At 41.6% G+C, this 18,142-nt stretch carries 12 protein-coding genes; 3 read left to right on the forward strand and 9 right to left on the reverse strand.

Annotated elements, in window-relative coordinates; all coding sequences use genetic code 11:
• Positions 1–32: 32 nt before the first annotated feature.
• Together AAFF35_RS00925 and odhB are read left to right on the forward strand one after the other, a co-directional pair.
• Positions 33–2,828, forward strand: a complete 2,796-nt coding sequence (locus tag AAFF35_RS00925) for a 2-oxoglutarate dehydrogenase E1 component (RefSeq protein WP_342330462.1) — start codon at positions 33–35, stop codon at positions 2,826–2,828.
• A gap of 19 nt (positions 2,829–2,847) precedes the next feature.
• A complete protein-coding gene (gene odhB / locus AAFF35_RS00930; RefSeq protein ID WP_342330463.1) occupies positions 2,848–4,068 on the forward strand; it encodes a 2-oxoglutarate dehydrogenase complex dihydrolipoyllysine-residue succinyltransferase in 1,221 nt (406 codons plus the stop codon).
• Between the two features lie 83 nt (positions 4,069–4,151).
• Here odhB and AAFF35_RS00935 read toward each other — a convergent pair whose 3' ends face one another.
• Genes AAFF35_RS00935 through AAFF35_RS00945 form a run of 3 tightly spaced genes read right to left on the reverse strand, consistent with a single transcriptional unit; the run spans position 4,152 to position 8,479 of the window.
• Positions 4,152–4,883 (reverse strand): head GIN domain-containing protein, encoded by a 732-nt coding sequence (locus tag AAFF35_RS00935; RefSeq protein WP_342330464.1) that lies wholly within the window; start codon positions 4,881–4,883, stop codon positions 4,152–4,154.
• A gap of 54 nt (positions 4,884–4,937) precedes the next feature.
• Positions 4,938–6,593: a M1 family metallopeptidase gene (locus AAFF35_RS00940; RefSeq protein ID WP_342330465.1), complete on the reverse strand. Its 1,656-nt coding sequence runs from the start codon at positions 6,591–6,593 to the stop codon at positions 4,938–4,940.
• An 8-nt stretch (positions 6,594–6,601) separates the two neighbouring features.
• Entirely contained in the window at positions 6,602–8,479 is a 1,878-nt protein-coding gene (locus AAFF35_RS00945; RefSeq protein ID WP_342330466.1) for a CocE/NonD family hydrolase, read from the reverse strand.
• Positions 8,480–8,629: 150 nt separating this feature from the next.
• Here AAFF35_RS00945 and lpdA point away from each other — a divergent pair, with 150 nt between their 5' ends.
• Positions 8,630–10,036, forward strand: a complete 1,407-nt coding sequence (gene lpdA, locus AAFF35_RS00950; RefSeq protein ID WP_342330467.1) for a dihydrolipoyl dehydrogenase — start codon at positions 8,630–8,632, stop codon at positions 10,034–10,036.
• A gap of 33 nt (positions 10,037–10,069) precedes the next feature.
• On the opposite strand, the gene AAFF35_RS00955 is transcribed toward lpdA, so the two are convergent.
• From AAFF35_RS00955 to AAFF35_RS00980, 6 genes are all read right to left on the reverse strand, one after another.
• The gene (locus AAFF35_RS00955) at positions 10,070–10,885 is read right to left on the reverse strand and encodes a hypothetical protein (RefSeq protein WP_342330468.1); all 816 of its coding nucleotides are present in this window, start codon (positions 10,883–10,885) and stop codon (positions 10,070–10,072) included.
• Between the two features lie 97 nt (positions 10,886–10,982).
• The gene (locus AAFF35_RS00960; protein WP_342330469.1) at positions 10,983–14,174 is read right to left on the reverse strand and encodes an efflux RND transporter permease subunit; all 3,192 of its coding nucleotides are present in this window, start codon (positions 14,172–14,174) and stop codon (positions 10,983–10,985) included.
• 37 nt (positions 14,175–14,211) lie between these two features.
• On the reverse strand, positions 14,212–15,276 hold the full coding sequence (locus AAFF35_RS00965; protein WP_342330470.1) for an efflux RND transporter periplasmic adaptor subunit: 1,065 nt from the start codon (positions 15,274–15,276) through the stop codon (positions 14,212–14,214).
• The gene (locus AAFF35_RS00970; protein ID WP_342330471.1) at positions 15,273–16,631 is read right to left on the reverse strand and encodes a TolC family protein; all 1,359 of its coding nucleotides are present in this window, start codon (positions 16,629–16,631) and stop codon (positions 15,273–15,275) included. The genes AAFF35_RS00965 and AAFF35_RS00970 overlap by 4 nt, the downstream gene beginning before the upstream one ends.
• 24 nt (positions 16,632–16,655) lie before the next feature.
• On the reverse strand, positions 16,656–17,261 hold the full coding sequence (locus AAFF35_RS00975) for a TetR/AcrR family transcriptional regulator (protein WP_074608652.1): 606 nt from the start codon (positions 17,259–17,261) through the stop codon (positions 16,656–16,658).
• A gap of 115 nt (positions 17,262–17,376) precedes the next feature.
• Positions 17,377–17,985: a TetR/AcrR family transcriptional regulator gene (locus AAFF35_RS00980; RefSeq protein WP_074608654.1), complete on the reverse strand. Its 609-nt coding sequence runs from the start codon at positions 17,983–17,985 to the stop codon at positions 17,377–17,379.
• Positions 17,986–18,142: the final 157 nt, after the last annotated feature.

Here is an 18,142-nt window from a genome sequence, read left to right on the forward strand (position 1 = left end):
ATTTTGCATCACTTATAGCATATTCACACATAATGGATAATTTATCTTATCTCAACGGCACAAATGCCGAATACATAGAGTCCCTTTATCAAACTTATAAAGAAGATCCCAATTCGGTTGAATTTGGTTGGCAGAAATTTTTTGAAGGCTTCGACTTCGGCAGAGACTCCTCTCCGGCATCAGCAGGAGAAGAAACTCCTGAGCATTTTCTAAAGGAGGTTAGTGTTTTAAACATGATCAACGGTTACCGTCAGCGTGGCCACCTGTTTACACATACCAATCCGGTTAGAGAAAGACGTCAGCATCTTCCAACACTGGATCTGGAAAACTTTAAATTATCAGCGGCCGATCTTGATACAGTATTTAATTCAGGTGTTGAAATCGGCATCGGAGCAGCGAAATTAAGTGATATCGTTGCTTTCTTAAAACAGACTTACTGCCGTTCCATAGGTGCAGAATATAAATATGTCCGCACGCCGGAGGTATTGTCCTGGATCGAGCATAAAATGGAAAGTGTGCGTAACACGCCAAATTTCTCTATCGAAGAAAAACGGAGAATTTTAAAAAAGCTGAATGAAGCGGTAAGTTTTGAGAATTTCCTTGGAACGAAGTTCCTTGGTCAAAAACGTTTTTCTCTGGAAGGTGCGGAAGCTTTAATTCCTGCATTGGATTCCGTGATTGAAAAAGGTTCTGAGCTGGGGATCGAAGAATTTGTGATCGGAATGGCGCATCGTGGAAGGCTGAACGTTTTGGCCAACATCATGCAAAAGACCTATAAGGATATCTTTGCTGAGTTTGAAGGTAAAGGGTACAGTGCAGCATCACCTTTTGGTGGTGACGTAAAATACCATTTGGGTTACTCTACCGACGTAACCACCAATAATGGAAATAGTGTTCACCTGAGTTTATGTCCTAATCCATCCCACCTGGAAACAGTGAACGGAGTGGTAGAAGGAATGACCAGGTCTAAAATAGATTTTAAATACGGTGGTGATGATGCACGTATCGCACCAATTCTGATCCACGGTGATGCTTCTGTTGCCGGTCAGGGGATCGTATACGAAGTGATTCAGATGGCTGGCTTAGACGGGTACAAAACCGGAGGAACCATTCACCTGATCATCAATAACCAGATTGGTTTTACGACCAACTTTAAAGATGCACGTTCGAGTACTTATTGTACAGATATCGCTAAAGTAACTTTATCTCCCGTTTTCCATGTAAATGGAGATGATGTGGAGGCTTTGGTTTATGCGATCAACCTGGCAATGGAGTACCGTCAAAAATATAAAAACGATGTATTCATCGATATTTTATGCTACCGCAGGTTTGGACATAATGAGGCGGATGAACCTAAGTTCACACAGCCACTATTGTATAAAGCGATAGAGCAACATGCAAATCCGCGTGACATCTATGTTCAGCAGTTAATCAAAGAGGGTAAACTGGAAGCAAGTATGGCAAAAGAACTGGAAAAAGAATTCCGTGGTCTTTTGCAGGAGCGCCTGAATGAAGCTAAAGAAATTACTTCTACTTATCAGGATGTTAAATTTGGCGGTGCCTGGGCAGACATGCGTCTGGCTACGGTACAGGATTTTGAGACTTCCCCAAATACAGCGGTTAAGAAAACGACTTTGCTGGAAGTGGCCAAAAGAATCAGCAGCCTGCCTTCAGATAAAAAGTTCTTCAAGAAGATCGAAAAGCTTTTTGATGAGCGTAGTAAAATGGCAAATACCACACATGTGTTTGACTGGGCGATGGGTGAGCAACTGGCTTATGGTACTTTGCTTGCAGAAGGTAAACGTGTTCGTTTAAGCGGACAGGATGTGGAAAGAGGTACTTTCTCTCACCGTCATGCCGTTTTAACACTGGAAGATTCTGAAGAGGAGTACATCCCGTTGGCGCATGTTTCTGATCAACAGGCACCTTTCGATATTTACAATTCACATTTATCGGAATATGGTGTACTAGGTTTTGAATATGGTTATGCAATGGCCAACCCGAATGCATTGACGATCTGGGAAGCGCAGTTTGGTGATTTCTTTAACGGAGCACAGATTGTAGTAGATCAGTATATTGCAAGTGCCGAAACGAAATGGCAACGTGAGAATGGTTTGGTGATGTTATTGCCACATGGTTATGAAGGCCAGGGTCCTGAGCATTCATCGGCACGTATTGAGCGTTTTATGGAGCTTTGTGCAGATTACAACATGCAGGTAACGAACTGTACCACTCCGGCGAATTTCTTCCATGCGATCCGCAGACAGTTTAAGCGTGATTTTAGAAAGCCTTTGGTCGTGTTTACACCGAAGAGTCTTTTGCGTCATCCTTTATGCGTTTCTAAATTAGAAGAGTTCACAGACAACAAATTCCAGGAAGTGATTGACGATGCAAATGTGAAAGCAGCATCAGTAAACAGGGTATTGTTCTGTAGCGGTAAGATCTATTATGAGTTGTTGGAAAAACAACAAAAAGATCAGATCAAAGATGTGGCTATCGTAAGGGTGGAACAATTGTATCCAACGCCGTTGGCGCAGATGGAAGCGGTATATCAAAAATATAAAAATGCTAAAGAAGCCGTTTGGGTTCAGGAAGAACCTGAAAACATGGGTGCATGGCCATATTTGCTACGCAGGTTAAGAAAAACTATCTTTAATGATATTGAGGTGATATCAAGAAAAGAAAGCAGCAGTACGGCATCAGGTTTTGCTAGGCAACATGCAGATCAGCAAGCTTATATTTTAGCAAAAGCTTTCGAAATGCCCGTAACGGAAACGGAGAAAGAGATTGCCAAGAAGTCTGTGAGTAAAGTTTATAATGTAGATTAGAAAATATAATACATCAGTTATGAGTATAGAAATAAAAGTTCCGCCAGTAGGCGAGTCAATCACCGAAGTTGTTTTATCACGTTGGGTGAAAAATGATGGGGATGCAGTAGAAATGGATGAGGTAATTGCTGAATTGGAATCTGATAAAGCAACTTTTGAATTAACTGCAGAACAGGCCGGAACTTTAAGGACAGTGGCTAGTGAAGGCGATACATTGGCTATAGGTGCAGTAGTTTGTAAAATTGAAGACGGCGGTGCTGCTCCTAAATCTAAAGAAGCACCTGCAGCAGAAAAAGCGACTGTTGCTGAAGACACAAAATCTGCTCCGGTAGCAGAGAAATCCGCAGACAGCTATGCAACAGGTACTCCATCACCATCGGCAGGAAAAATTCTTGCAGAAAAAGGAGTGGATGCCGGATCGGTAAAAGGAACAGGTGTTGATGGAAGGATCACTAAAGAAGATGCATTAAATGCAGAAAAAGCACAGCCTAAAGCTGCTGCCCCTGCAACTGCTGCAGTTGTTGCCCCGGTTGCGGGCGCAAGAAATGAGCGCAGACAAAAAATGTCGCCACTACGTAAAACAGTTGCAAAACGTTTGGTAGCAGTGAAAAATGAAACGGCAATGTTAACTACTTTTAACGAAGTAAACATGAAGCCGATCATGGATCTTCGTGGAAAATATAAAGATCAGTTTAAAGAAAAATATGGTGTTGGTTTAGGCTTCATGAGCTTCTTTACCAAGGCTGTTTGTGAGGCAATGAAAGATTTCCCTGCAGTAAATGCAAGGATTGATGGCGAAGAATTGGTTTACAATGATTTTGTAGACATTTCTATTGCGGTATCTGCACCTAAAGGATTGGTAGTTCCAATCATCAGAAATGCAGAAAGCTTAACGCTTGCACAGATTGAAAAATCAGTGATCGAACTGGCTACTAAAGCCCGCGATAGCAAATTGACGATTGAAGAAATGACAGGTGGAACATTTACCATCACCAATGGTGGTGTATTTGGTTCAATGATGTCTACTCCAATCATCAATGCACCACAATCTGCCATCTTAGGAATGCACAATATCATTGAGCGCCCTATCGCTGAAAAAGGTGAAGTAGTGATCCGTCCGATGATGTATTTAGCATTGTCTTACGATCACCGTATCATTGATGGAAGAGAGTCTGTTGGCTTCCTGGTAAGGGTAAAACAATTGCTGGAAGATCCTGCAAGATTGCTTTTAGGCGTATAGTCTGTACTAAGCATATAAAAAAAATCCCCGGACGATGAGTCCGGGGATTTTTTTTATGCCTGATTTTTGGCCTGGCTATTCTTCTAGCCTGCTTTTCTGACTTTTCCTGATCCGCCAATTGCTTTGGTCACTGTTGGATTTCCGGTATAGTTCACATTTCCAGATCCTCCGATTGCCGCATTGATCGTTTTTTCGGCGTTGATGTAAATGTTCCCTGAACCGCTGATGTGGGCATTTACTTCATCTGAAGACAGGCTGCTTCCAGAGAAACTTCCGGATCCGCTGATGGCCACATCTGATTTTTTTGCTTTGCCTGAGAAAGACAGTTTTCCTGATCCACTGATGGCAGCCTCCAGGCTTTTTGCATTGATTGTTGCCTTAATGTTTCCGGAACCACTAACTGCAGCGTTAAACTCATCTGCATTGATGGTGTTTTCTACTTCAATGCTTCCTGAGCCTGACATCGCTAAAGAAGTTAACTTCTTTACTGTAATGTAGGCGGTAATTTTGGAATTTGATCTTCCAAACCAGTTATTGGAGTTTTGTTTTTTCGGTCTGATGTGTAATGTACCATTTTTTACTTCTGTAATCAGTTCGGCTATGCCTTCCTGATCTCCTTCCAGTCTGAGGCTCTCTGTGTTTCCGATTTTGACATAAACTTTAAGTGACCCGGCAATACCGATTGCACTGAAGTTGCTTACTTTTCTTTCTTCATCAAGAAGATGGGAAGCACTGATTCTGATTGGTTTTTCCGCTTTGCTGATGGCAGTAAGGCTGAAAAATGCAAGTGTTAATATTAAGCTGAATTTTTTCATGTGGTTAAGGTTTTCTATAAGACGCAAGCCATATTCAGTTTGTTGCAAGATTTACTATAAATTTTTTATTTTAACATAAAAATTTGGATCTGCTTTGAAATTTTCTTTGTTGATTTGGCTGCTCAATCCGGTAGTTTTCCAATCTGTGGTCGGGTAGATGCTGGAAAAATGTTGATCTTTCAAGGTGACTTTTAAAGGCATGTCAAAGCCTTTGACACAAGAAGTCCACCTGTAGGAAAGTTTGCCATTTTCAATTTTGTATTCCAGGACAGGCACCATCGTTGTTCTTAAATACTGATCAAACACCTTTTCCAGTTTTAAGCCACTTTGTTTCATGATATATTGCTCCACCTGTTGGGTGGTAACCGTTTGGTGGTAAAAAGTTTTATTCAATCCCCTGAGAATGGCTCTGAACTTCTCATCATCGTTGACCAGTTGTCTGATCAGGTGAACCAGGTTTGCCCCTTTAGGATACATGTCTCCGGAGCCTTCGTGGTTGACATTGTAAGCCCCGATGACCGGGATATCATTGGCAATATTTTTTCTGACTCCGATCACATAGGCTGACCCCGCTTCTTTTCCCTGGGTAGATTCTGTAAATAAAGCTTCAGAATAATTGGTAAATCCTTCATGTACCCACATGTCGGCAATGTCTTTTGTGGTGATGTTGTTTCCAAACCATTCATGGCCGCTTTCGTGAATGGTGATAAAATCAAACTTCAATCCCCATCCTGTACCCGAAAGGTCCCTGCCTAAATAGCCCATTTTAAAGAGATTGCCATAGGCAACGGCACTTTGGTGCTCCATGCCCAGGTGAGGGGCCTGAACGAGCTTATATCCATCTTCATAAAAAGGGTAGGGGCCGAACCAGTGTTCAAATGATTTGAGCATCGGTTTGACATCTGCATCCCAATGCGGTCTGGCTTTGGTACTGTCTTCTTTTAAAGCCCAGTAGTCTATAGAAAGCTTGCCTTTCTCACCGGAATACTCATCTGTCCAGTGGGCATATTTGCCAATATAAAAGGTCACATTGTAATTGTTGATCGGCTCGCTTACAAACCAATTGTACTTTGTGTATCCGTCAGCACGCGCTTCTGTGCTTCTTAAACGGCCATTCGAAACCTCCTGAAGTCCTTTAGGAACACTGATACTGATCAGGATGCTGTCTACCTCATCACTTTGATGGTCTTTATTGGGCCACCAGCTGCTGGCTCCTAAGCCCTGGCAGGCAACGGAAACCCAGGGATTTCCGGATTTATCCTTGCTGAAAATAAAACCTCCGTCCCATGGCGGGGTTTTGGCAATGATTGGATTCCCGGAGTAAAATACGGTAAAACTTTCTTTACTTCCTTTGGGAATGGTTTGCTGAAAATCTACAAAAACCGCGTTGAACTCTCTTTTGAAAGGAACATTTTTGTTTTTATAAACCACTTTTTCTACCCTGAGGTTTTCGAACAGGTCGAACTGTAATTTGCTGAAATCCTGGGTGGCGCTGAACTGGAATTCATTACTTCCGCTAATAAATTTCTGATCGATATCTACCTTGACATCCAGATGGTAGTAATTGATGTCATAACAGGTGCGTAAAGGACTTAATGTTCCCCGAAGGCTATCTGCTCGACTAAATTTGGTTTTTCCGCTGAGCAGCTGCGCATTGCTCAGCTGCGTGCAGCCAAGCAATATCAGTGTTAAATATAAAATCTTCTTCATGATTTAGATTAGGGCTTTAATACCGTTACAGATACAGATGACGCATTCTGCTCATCATGGTAAATGCGCTGAACTGCTTTTTGGAAATCGCTGTCAGATGCATGATAAATGTCGGTGAATTTCTGAGGATTACGGTCTACCAACGGGAACCAGGAGTTTTGTACCTGGATCATAATTCTATGTCCTTTTTTGAACGTATGTGCCACATCAGGAATGCTGTAGTTAACCTTTGTTACTTTTCCTGGAATAAAGGGTTCTGGTTTCTCAAAACTGTTTCTAAACTTTCCGCGCATCACTTCTCCCCGCACCAACATCTGATATCCGCCCATAATGATGTTTTTTGGATTAGGCTCCATTGGAAGCGCATCTTCCGGATAAACATCAATCAGTTTTACCACATAGTCTGCATCTGTTCCGGAGGTAGAAATTACAAGATTCGCATCGATTGGCCCTGTTAACGTGAAATCCTCTTCCAAAACTTCCGTTTGGAAAACCTGTACATCAGGTCTGCGTGCTGCAAAGCGCTGATCATCGATCATGTATTCCCTTGTTCTTCTGGCTTGTACACCATCCTGATAAGGAACCGGATTGGCCGGGTCGGTTTCGTATTGGTTATAGCTATTGGAAACAGTAGGTTTTTTGAAGCTGAGTTTACCTTCTGGCTGAAAATAAAGAGTTTTCTTTTCTGTATTCTGTGGCGGCCAGGTGGCAAAGCCTTTCCATTCATTGCTTCCCGTAATAAAGATATTCGCTTCTGCGATTTTAGCATCGGTCGCATCTTTCAGGTATTGCATGAAGAAAGGGAATTCCAGGTTCTTCTGGTACCAGGTACTTGTTGGCTGTCCGAAGCTGATGTCTCCAAAGCTTTCTCCGGTTCCTCTTGACCATCCTCCATGAAACCATGGACCCATTACGAGGTTGTTTTTAGTCGTCGGGTTTTGTTTTTCTATAGCCTGATAAGTATGTAAAGCGCCATAAGCATCTTCTGCATCAAAGAATCCACCTACCACCAGTACCGCAGGTTTTATGCCTGTTAAATGTGGCCTGATGTTCATCCCTTTCCAGAAGGCATCGTAGGTGCCATGTGTCATCAGGTCGTCCCAGAACTTAATGCTGTCGCCAAAGTATTTTTGTTTTACATTTTTTAATGCACCTACACTCAGGTAAAAACGATAGTTGTCTGTGATGGGATATTTGAAGGGTTTAGGTCCTTTGTCCGGGGTAATCGGTTTTGGTCTCGGCACGCCAAATGAAGAATAGAAGCTAAAGGCATCTGCTAACATAAAGGCGCCGTTATGGTGAAAATCATCTCCCATAAACCAATCGGTAACGGGTGCCTGAGGTGACACAGCTTTTAACCCTTCATGAGCGCCAGGCAGCGCAGCGGTAGAATAAAATCCCGGGTAAGAAATCCCATAAATCCCTGCTTTACCATTGTTGTCGGGAATGTTTTTGATAAGCCAGTCTATGGTATCATAGGTGTCTGAGCTTTCATCAATATCTTTTTTTCCTTTCTTTTGATCGATATGGGGTCTTACATCGACAAATTCGCCTTCACTCATCCATTTTCCGCGTACGTCCTGATACACAAAAATAAATCCTTCTCTAAGGAATAAAGGAGAGGGACCTAAGGTTGTTTTGTACTTGTCTTCTCCATAAGGGGAGACGGTATATGGCGTCCTGTTGATCATAAAAGGATATTTCTTTCCTTTATTCTTGGGGACATAGATTGCGGTAAACAATTTAATACCATCGCGCATAGGAATGCTGCGTTCGATTTTTGTGTAATTCTCGCGTACATACGCAGAATCTGACTGCTGGGCAAAGCTGGATGTACCTGCAAAAAACAGGATCATCATTAACCAGGAAAATTTAAAGCGGGTCATGTTGGGTATTGATTTTTATTGAAGCTTAAATATACAGAAAACGTCTGCTCATTTTAGCGATTGTAACATTAAAGATGAGGAAAGAATTGGAATATGGGCGATTATTAGTGTTAGGTTTATTAACTTTGTGCAACAAAAAAAATCCTTTATATGCAATACGATGTAGTTGTTATTGGCTCGGGCCCGGGCGGTTATGTTGGAGCAATCAGATGTGCCCAACTTGGCTTAAAAACGGCAGTGATAGAAAAATATAAAACTTTTGGTGGAACCTGCTTAAATGTAGGTTGTATCCCTTCAAAAGCATTGTTAGACTCTTCAGAGCATTTTCACAATGCGGCACATACTTTCCAGACTCATGGGATCAACCTTAAAGATCTGAAAGTGGATATGCCACAGATGATTGCACGTAAGGATGATGTGGTGACACAGAATACGGTTGGAATCCAATATCTTTTCAAAAAGAATAAAATTGATTCTTTCCAGGGAGTCGGATCTTTCGTAGACAAGAATACGATCAAAATCACCAAAGAAGATGGAACTACGGAAACGATCACTGCAAAAAATGTGATCATTGCTTCGGGTTCTAAACCGACTGCTTTACCATTTTTACCGATCGATAAAAAGAGAATCATTACCTCTACAGAAGCTTTAAATATTAAAGAGGTTCCTAAAGAAATGGTCGTAATTGGCGGTGGTGTAATTGGCCTGGAATTGGGATCAGTTTACGCACGTCTGGGCACTAAAGTATCGGTGGTTGAATTTATGCCATCTATCATTGGAACCATGGATGCGGGCTTAGGAAAAGAACTTCAACGGGTGTTGAAAAAATCTTTAGGCATGGAGTTTTACATGGGACATAAAGTGACCGGTGCTACTGCTAAAGGTAAAAGAGTAACGGTAACCGCAGACAATGCAAAAGGTGAGCAGGTAAAACTGGAAGCAGATTATTGCATTGTAGCAGTGGGTCGTACGGCTTATACTGCTGGTTTAGGTTTAGAAAACATTGGGATTACAACGGAAGAACGTGGTAACAAGATTCCGGTAAATGAGCATTTAGAAACTGCTGTTCCGGGTGTATATGCAATTGGTGATGTCATTAAAGGAGCCATGCTTGCGCATAAAGCGGAAGATGAAGGTGTTTATGTGGCAGAAACTATTGCAGGTCAAAAACCACACATCAATTATAACCTGATTCCTGGTGTAGTATATACCTGGCCTGAGGTGGCCTCTGTAGGTTATACAGAAGAACAACTGAAAGAAAAAGGTACAGCTTATAAAGCAGGGTCATTTCCTTTCAAAGCAAGCGGACGCGCGAAGGCAAGTATGGATACCGATGGTTTTGTAAAAGTATTGGCTGATGCTAAAACTGATGAAATTTTAGGTGTTCACATGATTGGTCCGCGTGCAGCAGATATGATTGCTGAAGCGGTTGTTGCGATGGAATTCCGTGCTTCGGCAGAGGATATCGCAAGGATTTGCCATGCACACCCAACCTATACAGAAGCACTTAAAGAAGCGGCAATGGCGGCGACTGAAAATAGAGCAATACACATGTAATCATTTGTGATTGATCAAAGAAAAGGCTGCAGGTTAATCTGCGGCCTTTTTTATGCGCTCAGGATAACTTTCTCTCAATGCCCTGACTCCAGCTTCTATCAGCATTAAATTTTCTTCCAGGTGCCCGTGCTGAACTTCCACGTTCAGGTAAGGGATGTTGTTCTTCATCGCGTAAATCGAAAGGGAACCATCATCCTCTGCTTCCTGATGCTGCAGGACTACATTTACATTTTCTTTTTTCAACTGATTGAACAGTACTTTTTCGGTTACGAGGATCATATCATCCGGATCCATCAGCGGATTGACATGAACGGAGTCTGCTATGTTTTCCAATTCTGCGCCGGGCAGATAGGAGGAAATGCCGAAACCTTCATCTGCGTTGTTATGAAGCGTGAAAATATAACCCTGCTTTGCAGGTTGGTAGAAGTTTAGAATTTCTTTGGCAATCTGTTCCAGCTGATCGGTGACTACCTCATCCGTTTTCCCATATTTCTCCAGGCCAAGGATAATGCCTGGTCTGGAATAGATGCTGTTTGGATCTGTCTGGTAGTCCTGCCCGTTATAGCTGAAAGCATAATTTCTTTGTCCGCCGTATTGACAATCAATGATATTTCCTCCATTTAAACGGATATATTCAAATGCTGCTTTGACGCCGGTGTCTTCGTCATCGTGAATGGCCAGGAAGCTGATCTTCTGTGCGCCATATTTATATTTTACCAGTTCAAGAGGCAGGTCGTTTAATTCAAGAATGGTAGAGTCCATGGTCATTCCTTCAAATACAGGAGGGTGCTGGGCGTTTGAATTCAGCCAGCCACAGGCAAGTGCGAGTAATAAGGCGTATTTCATCATGGCAGGTGTATAGCAAAACTCTGACCATTAATTTATGCTAAACAAAAAAGAGGAACCCTTTATCGGGGTTCCTCTTTGATAGGATTAGGAAGGTTGGTTAATGTCCGCCTTCCAGATCATATTCTTTTACATCTTTATGGTCGTAAGGCTCGGCGATCAGATCTTCCATACTTTTGCCTTTTTTATTGAAGCCAAAGCGGTCTAAGATGCCGTCAAATACCTGGTACATTACCGGAACCACGATCAGGGTCAGGAATAATGAACTGGTTAGTCCACCTACGATTACCCATGCCAGACCGTTTTTCCATTCTGCACCTGCACCACTTGCCAGGGCAATTGGAAGCATACCGATTACCATGGCAATCGTTGTCATCAGGATTGGACGTAAACGGGCATGATTTGCCAAAACAAGGGCTTCATGCGTTGATTTTCCTTCTGCTTTCATCTGGTTGGTGAAATCGACCAGGATGATCGCATTTTTCGCTACCAAACCAATCAGCATGATCAAACCTAAAATGGTAAAGATACCCAGAGAGTTGTTGGTTAATGCCAGTGCAAGTAAGGCTCCGATTACCGATAAAGGAATCGAGAACATCACCACGAACGGATAAACAAAGCTGTCGTAAAGGGCTACCATGATCAGGTATACCAGGATGATAGAAGCCATTAAGGCGATCCCTAAGGTACCAAAACCTTCGCTTTGGTTCTCCTGGTCACCGGCCCATACATAACTTACACCTACAGGCTTTTTCAACTGGCCGTTTTTCTCCATTTCTTCCAGTCTTGTCTGCAGCTCTGCTACGATCGTACCTGTTGGCCTACCGATAGACTGTGCTTTTACAGAAACGGAGGTACTCTTATCCCTACGTTCCAGCTGACTTGGTCCGGCACCTTCTTTAATATCTGCGAATTGAGATAGTTTTACCTGTTCTCCGTTGGCATTAATGAAGATCAGATTTCTTACATCATCAATGTCTTTACGGTTGAAAGTCTGGTAACGGATGTTAATGTCGTATTCATACTCTCCTTTACGGTATTTACCATCTGTATTTCCACTAAATGCGGTTTGCATGGTTGTACCTACAGTTTGCAGTGTTAAGCCCAGGGCGGCCATCTTATCACGGTCTACCTGAACATTAATCTCCGGACTACCTTTCTCTACGGAAAGCTTGATCTCGGCAGAGCCCTGGATCTTACTCAATACTTTCATTGCTCCTTCTGCATATTTCATGGCACTGTCCAGGTCTGAACCCATAACTACCATGTCAATAGGCGCGTTTTCGGCAATACCTAAAATACTGATCGGCACTGTTTTTACTTTCGCTCCAACAAGGAATTTAGCCAGCTCACGACTTACTTTAGTCGCATAGATACTGGATTCATCCTCGCGATCTTTACGTTCCACCAATTTTACATTGATCTCCGATTTATAAGCGGTAGCCTGAGTACCTCCAAAGTCACCACTGGATTGTCCTACAGTAGTAATCAATTGTGTGATTTCTTTTTTCGTTTGTAAGAAGGCTTCTGCCTGTTGTGTAACCTGGTTTGTTTTCTCGATAGAAGCATCTTTAGGAAGCTCTATCTGTACGAGGAACTCCCCTTTATCACTTTTAGGGAAGAACTCTGTTCCGATGAAACCACCAATGGTTAAGCCACATGAGCTGAGTAACAGGAGGAATACGCCGATTAAAGTGATGGCTTTATGACGTAAAGTCCATTCTAAAATGCCGGTTACCCAAACGGTAAACTGATGCAGTTGTTTTTCGAACCATAAGATGAAACGTCCGAATGCATTTTTACCTTCTATTTTTTCCAGTTTGCCGAAACGGGACGACAATAAAGGCACAATGGTAAATGAGGTGACTAAGGATAGGAGGGTAGCGATAATTACCACCACACAGAACTGGCGTAAGATGTTGGATACCAGTCCGGAGCTCACCGCGATCGGGAAGAACACCACTACAATTACCAGCGTAATGGAAACTACAGTAAATCCGATTTCGGCAGTGGCATCATAAGCTGCACGAACTTTGTTTTTACCCATCTCCATGTGCCTGTATATATTCTCCAATACCACAATCGCATCATCGACGAGGATACCTACTACAAGGGAAAGTCCCAGTAACGACATTAGATTCAGGGTGTAACCAAATAATCCAATCCCGATAAATGTAGCAATCAGGGAGGCTGGAATGGAAACCATTACGATAGCCGCATTACGTATGCTATGCAGGAAGAACAACATCACAAAGGCTACCAGGACAATCGCGAGGATTAAATCGTGGATTACCGCATCGGCAGATTCCAATGTAAAGATGGAACTGTCGTTTACGATCAGCATTTTCAGATTATTGGCTTTGTAATCTTGTTGAAGGGTTTCCACAATTTTATGCATTCCCTTACTTACTTCTACCGCATTCGCATCAGATTGTTTAATGATCTGAATCGCAATCGCACCTTTTCTGTCGATACGTGCAATTTTTTCTACTTCTTTCTGTGCATCCTGAACATCGGCAACATCGCTTAGCCTGATTTGTGCGCCGGCTTTGCTTGTTGATACGACCAGATTTCTCAACTCGTCTATGGATTTGTATTTACCAGATAAACGGATCAGTACGTCCTGATTTTCAGTCTTCACACTTCCGGTAGGGAAATCCAGGTTGGAGGTTAAGATCGCTTGCTGAATTTGCGGTACAGAAAGTCCGTAACCTTGTATTCTATCTGCATCCAGTCCGACCACAATCTCCCGTTCCTGTCCACCTACAAGGTTAACCTGAGCTACCCCTGTAACCCTGGAAAGGATCGGAGCAATACGTTTGTCAATTAAGTCGTAAAAGGCTGCGTCATCCATTTTCGCGGATGCCGACATGGTAATTACCGGTAAATCATCCAGTGAGAATTTATTCAGGGATGGTGGTTTTACGTCTGTCGGTAAATCGGCAAGGATCGCATTTACTTTACGCTGGGCTTCATTCAATGATAAATCCACATTGGCTTTATCATTTAAGGTGATGGTCACTACGGATAAACTCTCATAAGATACTGCATTCAGTTTCTTAATGTTTTCCATGGAGGAGACTGCATCCTCAATTTTCTTGGTGACGGTATTTTCCACCTCATTTGGTGAAGCTCCCGGATATATCGTGGAGATGGATACTACGTTGTTCGAGAACTTCGGCAACAACTCATAGCTCAAGCTGAAGTAACTCAATAGCCCCATCAGCGTTAATACGGTAAAAACCACAATAACGAGTGTTGGGCGCTTTATAGAAATTTCTGTTATTTTCATCAGAATGTATTTATATTTTTCATTGTAAGGGCCTATTCTATTTCACAGGAGCAACCGGAGTACCGTCAATCAGGTTGATCTGGCCGCTGATGATCACTGTTTCGCCTTCTTTAAGACCGTCAAGGATTTCTACGTTTTCTCCGAGGATTCTTCCGGCAACTACTTTACGCAATACGGCTTTATTTCCTTCTCCTAAAACAAAGATCTGGTTGCTGCTTACGCTACCTACGAATGAACCGCGCGGGATCGTTAAGGAAGGTGCCTGACCTGGGAACTTGAAGATTGCAGTACCGTACATTCCTGCTTTAATGGTATTTTTCTTGTTGTTCTCTACCATGATCTCAATAGGGAAGTTCAGGGAAGCATCCGCTTTAGCGGCAATGAAAGTGATTTTACCTACATAATCATCTGTAGGGAATACGTTTGATTTGATTTGTACCTGATCGCCAACTTTAAGATTCGCTACCTGCGATTCGTTTACACTTACTTTCAGCTTCAATTTAGAAACGTCTACCAATTCAAACATTTGTGTACCCTGAGCATTTACGAAAGCACCTACTTCGATATATTTCTTGTTAACAATACCATTGATCGGAGATTTGATGTTGGCATCACTTACTCTTCTCTGCGTACTTTGTAACCTTAGTTTCGCATTTTGAACCAGAAGTCTAGCCTGATCCAGTTGCTGTTGTGTTACACCGCCTGTTTTGAAAGAGCTGCTATATCTGGCTTCATCTCTGATGGCATTTTGCAGATTTGCTTCTGCTGTTTCTTTATCTGTATTTAAAATCTCAGCATCAACACGGGCTAAAGACTGACCTTTAGTTACTCTATCGCCTTCCTCTACATAGATTTTGGTTACACGTCCTGCATTTTCAGAAAGGAAGTTCAGTTCCTGATTAGGTGCAAAGGTCCCGTTTGCACTAAAATCAAGATTAATGGCTTGTTTCTGTATCACTGCTGTACGGACACTGATTGCACCGCTACCTTGAGCTACAATTGCCGTTTTTGCCGCATTTTTCTTTTTGTTATTGGTTAATACCAGGACGATGCCTGCGATGGCAAGTATGATTACTAAGGCTGTAATAATTCCTCTTTTCATTGTAGTAGTGATTTTATATTTCCGTTTGATTTGATTAATTGAATTTCGGCAATTTTATAGTTTAATAATGCCTGGTTGTAACTGTTCTGAGCTTGTGTAAGTGCATTTTCTGTATCCAAAAGGTCAGTTAATGCCGCCAGTCCGTTATTGTAGTTGTTTTGAGTACTTTGGTAAATTTCCTGAGCAAGAATTACGTTTTGACGTTGAGCAGTGATGGTGCTTATGTTGTCTTTTAATTTGATTTTTGCATTTTCATACTCTACATTTAAAGCGTTTTTCATCTGTCTGATGTCTTCATCCGCTTTTTTAAGGTTTACATCAGCCTGACGTACTCTTGAACGGGTGGCGAAGCCATCAAATATAGGAACCCTCAGGGTGATCCCTATCGCAGCCATATCATACCAGTTCGCAGTCCCTTTACCTTTAAATAAATCAAACTTATTGCTAACGCCGTTATAGTTGTAGTTGCTGTTCAATGCAAGGGTGGGATAGTATTCTGAGACTTTCGCTTTTCTATCCAGTGTATATAGCTCTTTTTGAACATTGGCAATTTTTAGCTCAGTCCGGTTACTCATGTCAATAGATTCCGCAATTTCTGGAAGGGTCTTGATCTCTGCCAGTTCTGTCTGTGGTAAAACGATAACCGTTTCTATCGGCATGCCCATAGAATATTTCAACATGTTTTCCAATTGAGTGATGCCATTGATCAGCTGGGCCCTTTGAGTTTGCAGGTTGGTCAGGTTTACTTTGATCCGGTCTACATCGATCTTTTTCGCCAAGCCGTTTTTATATTGATCGGCAAGGATTCTTTCCACTACCTTCACATTTTTAATATTGGTGTCGATTACATTTAGTTGTTGTCTGTTCACCAATACTGAATAGTAATTGTTGGCCACCTGCTCTATGATTTGTTCTTCAGAGAGCTGTGCATTTAGCTTATAATAACTCTCGCTGGTTTTTGCCGCTTTTAATCCGGTGAAAACAGTTTGATTAAACAGTTGCTGATTAAACTGAAGACCTGCTCCTGCATTATATTTTGTACCTGCTTTAGCCACGATCACTTCGCCCGGTCTGTTCAGGAATTCTCCTGGCAGTACAATACTTTGAACGATAACATTGTCGGTCAGACTTGCACTTCCGGTAAGTTGTGGTAAAGCCTGCGCTCTGATCTCCTGGGTTTTAAACTTGCCTCCTTCTACGTCAAGATTAGCTTTTCGTACGGATACAGCGTTCTGAACGGCGTAATTTAATGCATCTTTAAGGCTCAGTGTCTGCTGAGCGGTTGCTGCATTCGATAATAATAACCCCAGCAGCAGTAGTGGAATTAATCTTACCTGTTTAATTATTGTATTCATGTTTATGATAATTTGGGGTCTGTTTTATTTTAATCCTTTGATAAATATTTTCGATAAGCTGAGCTGTTTCTCTAATATGGCTTTCATGTCTTTCTTGCTTGGGAAGAGTTCTTTGTTTCCATGGAGCAGGCATAGTGAAGTGATTCCTGACAGGCTGTCCAGATAGAGCTCGGCCATTTTGTTTACTTCACAAGGTGCGATCTCTTTATTGTCAACTGCCCTTTGCAGGATTTCGGCATGAAGATTTTCATTTTTTGCTTTCATTTTCATGAAGGATTCCCTAAGCTCATCGGAGCTGAGAGAGGCATCCGGACTACCACCCGAGAGGTGAAGCATATAATATTTCTGAAAAAAGCGGTGTTTAACTTCAACAAATGCTGCGAAACGCTCTTCAAGTGTGTCTTTTGCAAATTGATCTCTTTCTAAAATCTCGAAGTAATCGGAGAAAATCTTATCAATTACTCCCAGTACCAGGCTGCTTTTATCGGGGAAATAATAATATAAGGAAGGTTTGGATACTGATAAATCGTCCGCAATCTCGTTCATTGTGGTTTTATTAATTCCATAATGAATGAAGCGCTTTATCGCACCCTCAATAATCAGTTCTCTTTTTTTATCTGTCTCTACCATTCTACTTTTCTACTTTCTGACTTTTTTCTTTGAACGGTCAAAAATACTGCCATATTCCAGCAACAGAAACTTTAATATGAAAATCATATAAAAGTTACATAAAAATGACGAAATTTTATTGTTTTATTTTCAATCCGTTTAAGAAGATGTCAGCAAACATCTTTTCTTTTAGAAAAATCTGTTTGAACTGTTCTTTTCCGGGGAACATGCTTTTATCCTTAGACAGGATGTTGAAATGAATGCCAGATAAGGCATCGATGAATATTTCTGTCGCTAATTTGGTATCTGAGATCGCGAATTCTTTATTGGTTACACCCCGGCTAAACAGGGAGCCGATAATGATGAACTCAAAAGTCCTTGCTTTATGGAACTTCTCTGCGAGATTATCTGGAAGTTCATTGCCAATAATCTGACTGGACTCCAGTATGTTGTAATACTTCTGTATAAAAGCCTGTCTTTTTTGTAGCAGTTTAAGTACACCTTCGGTTGCTGTTTTTGTTTTGTCAACGGATTTAACGAGGTCTCTGCTGATGATTTGCATGAGGTGTTCAATGGCACTTACGTACAGGCTCAGTTTGTCAGGGAAATAATAATAAAGTAATGCTTTTGAAAAGGAGATATCCTTTGCGATTTCTGTCATGGTCGTTTTTGATAGACCATAATGGGCAAAACGCTTTAAAGCAGCCTCAATAATTAAAATTCTCTTTTTATCCTGATTTTCCATACAAATTCTAGTATTCCTCCTTTCTATAGCACCTTGTTGCTTATGATTTGAGCAATTGAGACGAAAAATAGACAAATTTTTTAAATATTTATTTAAACATGTTTATTACACTCCTTAACAATTACATTTGTACCCTATAGCAAATCAGTTCATTTTA

Source organism: Pedobacter sp. FW305-3-2-15-E-R2A2 (assembly GCF_038446955.1).
Classification (GTDB): Bacteria; Bacteroidota; Bacteroidia; order Sphingobacteriales; family Sphingobacteriaceae; genus Pedobacter.